An 8,337-nucleotide genomic window follows, 5' to 3' on the forward strand; every position below is an offset into this window, starting at 1 on the left:
AGGGCGTCGCGCTCCACGCCACCGGGGCCACCCAGCTCCGGATCCGCATCGCGCCCACCGGCGACAACACCGTCACCGTCGACGCCGCCGACACCACCGGCGCCCCCGTCGCGACCGTCCAGGCGCTGACCTTCCGCGCCGTCGACACCAGCCTGCTCGCCCCCCAGGGCGACGTCCATCACGACTCCCTCTTCCGGGTGGTGTGGCAGCCGCTGCCGCTGGCAGCGCTGGTCCCCGCCCGGTCCTGGCCGATCCTGGACCTCACCGGGGCCACGGACGACATACGCGGCCGGGCCGCTCATGTACTGGCCGAGGTGCAGCAGTGGCTCACCGGCGCGGAGCAGGAGGACGCCCGGCTGGTCGTCCTGACGGCGGACGCGGTCACCGACCCGGCGGCGGCCGCCGTCTGGGGACTGGTCCGCACCGCCCAGGCCGAACACCCCGACCGGATCGTCCTCGTCGACCTCGACGACGCCGACGAAAGCCGCAGCGCACTCCCCCAGGCCCTGGCCACGGGTGAGCCGCAGATCGCCCTGCACGAAGGGGTCGCGTCAGTGCCGCGGCTCGTCCGTGCCGGCATCGAACAGGAGAGCCGACGGCAGCCCCTGAACCCTGAGGGCACCGTTCTGATCACCGGCGGTACCGGAACCCTCGGCGCTCTCGCCGCCCGCCACCTCATCACCACCCACGGCATCCGCCACCTCCTCCTGACCAGCCGCCGAGGACCCGACGCGGCAGGAGCAACCGAACTCCAAGCCGAACTCATTGCACTCGGCGCCCACATCACCATCACCGCCTGCGACGCCGCCAACCGCGACGCACTCGCCGCCACCCTGGCCACCATCCCCGCCGAACACCCCATCACCGCGATCATCCACACCGCAGGAATCCTCGACGACGGCATCATCACCGCCCTCACCCCCGACCGACTCGACACCGTCCTCCAACCCAAGATCGACGCCGCACTCAACCTCCACGAACTCACCCGCGACAACAAACTCGACGCCTTCGTCCTCTACTCCTCCGCCGCCGGCACCCTCGGCAACCCCGGACAAGCCAACTACGCCGCCGCCAACGCCGCCCTCGACGCCCTCGCCCACCAACTCCGCAACCAAGGAACCCCCGCCACCTCCCTCGCCTGGGGCTACTGGTCCGACGTCAGCGGAATGACCAGCCATCTCGACGACACGGCGCTGCTGCGCCACCGCCGCGACGGCATGCTGGGGCTGACCGCCGACGCCGGTATGGCGTTGCTCGACGCGGGGCTGCGGTCCACAGACGCGGCGTTCGTGGCCGCCAATCTGGACCTCGCTGGTCTGCGCGTCAGGTCGGCGACCGAACCGGTGCTTCCACTGCTGCGAAGCCTGGTACGTCCGGCCCGGCGCACCGCCCAGGCGGGCAGCGCGGCGTCCGGCGACAACTCGCTGGCGGAGCGGCTGACCGGGCTTCCCGAGGCCGAGCAGGGCCGGGTGCTGCTCGACCTGGTGCGTGCCGAGGCCGCGTCGGTGCTGGGCCACGCGAACGCCGAGCGGATCCAGCCGGACCGGGCGTTCAAGGAGGTCGGGTTCGACTCGCTCACCGCGGTGGAACTGCGCAACCGGGTGAGCGCGCGCAGCGGACTGCGGCTGCCCACCACGCTGGTATTCGACTACCCGACGCCGACCGCGCTCGCCCGCTACCTGAGCGCCGAGCTGATCGGCGAGCAGCCGGGAGCATCGACGGCCGCGGTGGTCACGGGCAACGCGGCGACGTCCGACGACCCGATCGCGATCGTGGCGATCGGATGCCGGTTCCCGGGCGGCGCCAACAGCTCCGAGGAGCTGTGGCGGCTGGTGGCGGAGGGCGTCGATGTCATCGGCGGCTTCCCCGCGGACCGCGGCTGGGACCTGGAGGGCCTCTACGACCCGGACCCGGAGCGCAGGGGCAGGTCGTACGCGCGCAACGGTGCGTTCCTCGACAGCGCCACGGAGTTCGACGCGGGATTCTTCGGGATCTCTCCGCGTGAGGCCGTCGCCATGGACCCGCAGCAGCGGCTGCTGCTGGAGACCTCCTGGGAGACCTTCGAACGGGCCGGCATCGACCCGGCCGCGCTGCGCGGCGGCAATGTCGGCGTGTACGTCGGGATGAACGACCGCGACTACGCGATGCGGCTGCAGCAGGACAACGGGGATTCGGAGGGCTACCGGCTCACCGGCACCTCGGGAAGCGTCGCCTCCGGCCGTATCTCCTATGTCTTCGGCCTCGAAGGGCCCGCGCTCACCATCGACACGGCGTGCTCGTCCTCGCTGGTCGCCCTGCACCTCGCGGCGCAGTCACTGCGCGACGGCGAGACCGACATGGCGCTGGCCGGCGGTGTGGCCGTCATGAGCACCCCGGACGCGTTCGTGGAGTTCTCCCGGCAGCGCGGTCTGGCGGCCGACGGCCGCTGCAAGGCCTTCGCCGCCGCGGCCGACGGCACCGGCTGGGCCGAGGGCATCGGCCTGCTCCTCGTCGAACGCCTCTCGGACGCACAGCGGCTCGGACACCCCGTACTCGCCATCGTCCGCGGCTCGGCCGTCAACCAGGACGGCGCCTCCAACGGCCTCACCGCCCCCAACGGACCTTCTCAGCAGCGCGTGATCCGCGCCGCCCTGAAGAACGCCGGGCTCGACTCCACCGACATCCACGCGGTGGAGGCCCACGGCACCGGCACCAGCCTCGGCGACCCCATCGAGGCCCAGGCCCTGCTCGCCACGTACGGCAAGGACCGCGACCCGAAGAACCCGCTCTGGCTCGGCTCGCTGAAGTCCAACATCGGCCACACCCAGGGAGCGGCCGGGGTGGCCAGCGTGATCAAGATGGTCGAGGCCATCCGGCACGGCGTACTGCCCAAGACCCTGCACGTCGACCAGCCGTCACCCAAGATCGACTGGTCGGCGGGCGCGGTGGAACTACTCACCGAGGCGCGGGACTGGCCGGAGGAGGACGGGAAACCGCGTCGGGCGGGCGTCTCCTCGTTCGGTGTCAGCGGCACCAACGCCCACGTGATCATCGAGCAGGCCCCGGCCCCGGAGAGCCTCACGGACATCGCGCCGGACGGCTCGCCCGCAAGCGCGACCGCCCCTGAGCAGAACGCGCCCGTGCCGGCGCAGCTGCCGTACGCACTGTCCGCCAAGAGCCCGGATGCCCTGCGCGGACAGGCGCGGCGGCTCGCGGCACAGCTGACCACCCGCACGGAGGACGACCTCGCCGACGTGGCGTACTCCCTGGTGACCAGCCGGGCCGTGCTGGACCACCGGGCCGTGGTGCTGGCGGGTGACCGCGAGGAACTGCTGGCCGGCCTCGAGGCCCTGGCCGGCGGCGCGTCTCCCGGCTCCGTGATCGCCGGCGAACCGGTGAGCGGCCGGACCGCCTTCCTCTTCTCCGGCCAGGGCAGTCAGCAGCCCGGCATGGGACACGAGTTGTACGAGACCTTCCCCGTGTACGCGCGGTCGTTCGACGCCGTGTGCGAGGCGCTGGACCGGCAGCTGGCTGGCCATGTGGACCATCCGCTGCGCGAGGTGGTGTTCGCCGAGGCGGGCTCCGACCGGTCCGAGCTGCTGCACCGGACGGTCTATACCCAGGCCGCGCTGTTCGCCGTCGAGGTGTCGCTGTTCCGGCTGGTGGAGTCGTGGGGCGTACGGCCCGACCACGTAGCCGGGCACTCTATCGGCGAGCTGGCCGCCGCGCACGTCGCGGGCGTGCTGTCCCTGCCGGACGCCTCCACCCTGGTCGCGGCACGCGGCCGGATGATGCAGGCCCTCCCCGAGGGCGGCGCCATGGTGGCCGTGCAGGCCACCGAGGCCGATCTCGGCCCGCTGCTCACCGACACCGAATGGGTCGGGATCGCGGCGGTCAACGGGCCCTCGTCGGTGGTGATCTCCGGCGCGGAGGACGTGGTGCTGCGCATCACCAGCGCCTGCCGGAGTCTCGGGTGGAAGACCAAGCGGCTGCGCGTCAGCCACGCCTTCCACTCACCGCGGATGGACGGAATGCTCGACGCGTTCCGCGAGGTCGCGGCACGGCTCGACTTCCAGGCGCCGCGGATCCCGATCGTCTCGACCCTCACCGGCAAGCCGGTCACAGCCGAACAGCTCGCCTCCCCCGACTACTGGACCGAGCATGTCCGCCGGCCGGTGCGCTTCCTGGACGCGGTGCGCACCCTGCAGGACGAGGGCGTCACCGGCTTCCTGGAGATCGGCCCCGACGCCGTACTCACCGCGATGGCTCAGGAGTCCCTCGGCGACGGCACCGGACAGCCGGAGCAGACGCTGTGCGTATCGACGCTGCGCCGGGAACGCCCGGAGACCGCGACCTTGCTGGCGGCGGTGGCCGGCATCCACGTACGCGGCACGGCGGTTGACTGGCCGGCGCTCTTCGACGGCACGTCCGCCGCACGGGTCGACCTGCCCACGTACGCCTTCCAGCGGGAACGCCACTGGGCGGAGGCGGGCAGCGGCTCCGCGGACGCCACGTCCCTCGGGCTGCACGCCACCGGTCATCCGCTGCTCAGCGTGATCACCGAACTCCCGGACACGGACGGCCTGGTGGGCACCGGCCGGCTCTCGGTGCGGACGCATCCGTGGCTGGCCGACCACGCCAAATCGGATGTGGTGCTGGTACCGGGCACGGCGCTGGTCGAGCTGGCGGTACGCGCCGGCGACGAGGCCGGGACCGGTGTACTGGACGAACTCGTCCTCGAAGCGCCGCTCGTCCTGCCCGAGCACACCGGAGTACAGCTCCGGGTGCAGGTCCTCGAACGGGACGACACCGGCCGGCGGGCCGTGAGCATCTACTCCCGCCCCGACGACTCCGACGCCACGGACGGCACCGTCGTCGTCAGCGGCTCGGCGGCGTGGACCCGGCATGCCGCCGGATTCCTCACCGCGGAGAGTCCCCGTCCCGCCTCCGGCGCGGGCGTCTGGCCTCCGAAGGACGCCGAGGCGGTCGTGATGGGCGATTTCTACGACCGTCAGGCGGCCGACGGGCATGAGTTCGGGCCGGTCTTCCAGGGCCTGCACAAGGTCTGGCGGCGCGGTGACGAGATCTTCGCCGAGGTCGCCCTCCCGGAGGACGTCCAGGACGCTGCGGCGTTCGGGCTGCACCCGGCCCTGCTGGACGCGGCCCTGCACGCCACCAGTTTCGGCGCGGTCACCGCGACCGAACCCGGACACGTTCTCCTGCCCTTCGCCTGGAAGGGCGTCGCGCTCCACGCCACCGGGGCCACCCAGCTCCGGATCCGCATCGCGCCCACCGGCGACAACACCGTCACCGTCGACGCCGCCGACACCACCGGCGCCCCCGTCGCGACCGTCCAGGCGCTCACCTTCCGCGCCGTCGACACCAGCCTGCTCAGCCCCCAGGGCGACGTCCATCACGACTCCCTCTTCCGCATCGAGTGGCAGCCGCTGCCCCTCGCCGAGGCCGGCCCCGAGCAGCTCTGGCCCACCCTCGATCTCACCGCCGACGCCGGCGACATCCGCGAGCTGACCGCCCGCGCGCTCGCCGGGGTCCAGGAGTGGCTCACCGGTACCGGCTCCGACGATGCCCGGCTGGTCGTCCTGACGGCGGACGCGGTCACCGACCCGGCGGCGGCCGCCGTCTGGGGACTGGTCCGCACCGCCCAGGCCGAACACCCCGACCGGATCGTCCTCATCGACCTCGACGAGGCTGATGAAAGCCGCAGTGCCTTGCCGTCGGCCCTCGCCACCGGCGAACCGCAGTTGGCGCTCCACCAGGGAACCGCCTCGGTCCCCCGGCTCGCCCGCGCCGTCGCCGAACCGCAGGACGACGGCTGGACGCTCAATCCTGAGGGCACCGCCCTGGTCACGGGTGGTACCGGCACCCTCGGCGCTCTCGCCGCCCGCCACCTCATCACCACCCACGGCATCCGCCACCTCCTCCTGACCAGCCGCCGCGGACCCGACGCGGCAGGAGCAGCAGAACTCCAAGCCGAACTCACCGCACTCGGCGCCCACATCACCATCACCGCCTGCGACGCCGCCAACCGCGACGCACTCGCCGCCACCCTGGCCACCATCCCCGCCGAACACCCCATCACCGCGATCATCCACACCGCAGGAATCCTCGACGACGGCATCATCACCGCCCTCACCCCCGACCGACTCGACACCGTCCTCCAACCCAAGATCGACGCCGCACTCAACCTCCACGAACTCACCCGCGACAACAAACTCGACGCCTTCGTCCTCTACTCCTCCGCCGCCGGCACCCTCGGCAACCCCGGACAAGCCAACTACGCCGCCGCCAACGCCGCCCTCGACGCCCTCGCCCACCAACTCCGCAACCAAGGAACCCCCGCCACCTCCCTCGCCTGGGGCCTGTGGGAGGAAGCCAGCGGCATGACCGGCGGTCTCGGCACCGCCGACCTCCAGCGCGGCAAGCGCACCGGGATCACCGGAATGTCCACGGAGTCGGCGCTGGCGCTGCTCGATGTGGGACTGCGGTCGGCCGATGCGGCGCTGGTGACGGCACGGCTGGAACTGACGGCCCTGCGGGGTCCCGGAGACGGGTCCGTACCGCCGCTGCTGCGGTCCCTGGTGCGCAGGCCGAGGCAGGCCGCCCGCACCGCCGTGGTGACCGAGGAGCCGCTGGCCGACCGGCTGAAGGCGCTGCCCGAGTCGGAGCGGAACCGGATGCTGCTCGACCTGGTGCGCTCCGAGGCCGCCTCGGTGCTCGGTCACTCCACGGCGAAGGCCGTCGGGGCCCAGCATGCCTTCAAGGACCTGGGGTTCGACTCCCTTGCCTCCGTGGTCCTGCGCAACCGGCTCGCGACGGTCAGCGGTGTACGGCTCCCGGCCACGCTGGTCTTCGACCATCCCACCCCCACCGCGCTGGCCGAGTTCCTGCGGCACGAGCTCGGATGCGACGGGCCGGGCACACCGCCCTCGGTGTCGGCGGAGCTGGACCAGCTGGAAGCGGCCCTCGCCGCGCTGGCCTCCGACGAGTCGGTTCGGGCCGAAGTGGCCGTGAGGCTGCGGGCGCTGACGGCGAAGGTGGAGGCCGGTTCGAGCGCCGCCACCGGCGGCACCGGGGAGGACCTCGACCTCGACTCGGCGACCGACGACGAGATCTTCCACCTCATGGACGGCGAACTCGGCCTGTCCTGAACCGCCACCGGACCACCAACCGACGCCTTGATCCGACGCCTTGAGAGGGAAGACCCGGTTATGTCGAATGACGAGAAGCTCCGCGACTATCTGAAGCGGGCACTGGTCGACTTGAAGCAGGCCAACAAGCGGCTGCGGGAGGTCGAGGCCGAGAAGTCCGAGCCGATCGCGATCGTGGGCATGGGCTGCCGGCTGCCGGGCGGGGTCTCCTCGCCCGACGAGCTGTGGCAGCTCGTCGAGCAGGGCGTCGACGCCGTCTCCGGCTTCCCCGAGGACCGCGGCTGGGACCTGGACCGGCTGTTCGACCCCGAGCCCGACCGGCGCGGCACGTCGTATGTCAGCGAGGGCGGTTTCCTGCACGGCGCGACGGAGTTCGACGCCCCGTTCTTCGGCATCAACTCGCGCGAGGCCCTGTCGATGAATCCGCAGCAGCGGCTGCTGCTGGAGACCTCCTGGGAGACCTTCGAGCGGGCCGGCATCGACCCGACGTCGCTGCGCGGCGGCAAGGTCGGCGTGTACTCCGGCGTGATGTACCACGACTACGCCACCGACATGGAGCAGGCGCCCGCCGAGGTAGAGGGCTATCTGAGCACCGGCACTGCCGCGAGTGTCGCCTCCGGGCGCGTCTCGTACACGCTGGGCCTGGAGGGCCCCGCCGTCACCCTGGACACCGCGTGCTCGTCGTCTCTGGTGGCGCTGCACCTGGCGGTGCAGGCGCTGCGCAACGGCGAGATCGACATGGCGCTGGCCGGTGGCGCGGCGATCATGAGCACGCCCGGCGTGTTCGTGGAATTCTCCCGGCAGCGCGGTCTGGCGGCCGACGGCCGCTGCAAGGCCTTCGCCGCCGCGGCCGACGGCACCGGCTGGGCCGAGGGCGTCGGCCTGCTCCTCGTGGAGCGGCTCTCCGACGCGCAGCGGCTCGGACACCCCGTCCTGGCCGTCGTCCGGGGCACCGCCGTCAACCAGGACGGCGCCTCGAACGGGCTCACCGCTCCCAACGGCCCTTCCCAGCAGCGCGTGATCCGCGCGGCCCTGAAGAACGCCGGGCTGGGCACCGCCGACGTCGACGCCGTCGAGGGGCACGGCACCGGCACGACGCTGGGCGACCCGATCGAGGCGCAGGCGCTGCTGGCCACGTACGGCCAGGACCGCGACCCGCAGCTTCCGCTCTGGCTCGGCTCGCTGAAGT

General features: G+C 72.3%; 2 protein-coding genes. Both read left to right on the forward strand.

What is annotated here, in order from left to right; translation table 11 throughout:
* Nucleotides 1-7,148: type I polyketide synthase (locus tag QMK24_RS39980; protein WP_283471813.1), on the forward strand; the 7,148-nt coding region annotated here is incomplete at its 5' end.
* Between the two features lie 60 nt (nt 7,149-7,208).
* Nucleotides 7,209-8,337 (forward strand): beta-ketoacyl synthase N-terminal-like domain-containing protein (locus tag QMK24_RS39985; protein WP_283471815.1); only part of this gene is annotated, 1,129 nt, incomplete at its 3' end.

The organism is Streptomyces sp. PH10-H1, from assembly GCF_030063355.1.
Lineage (GTDB): Bacteria > Actinomycetota > Actinomycetes > Streptomycetales > Streptomycetaceae > Actinacidiphila.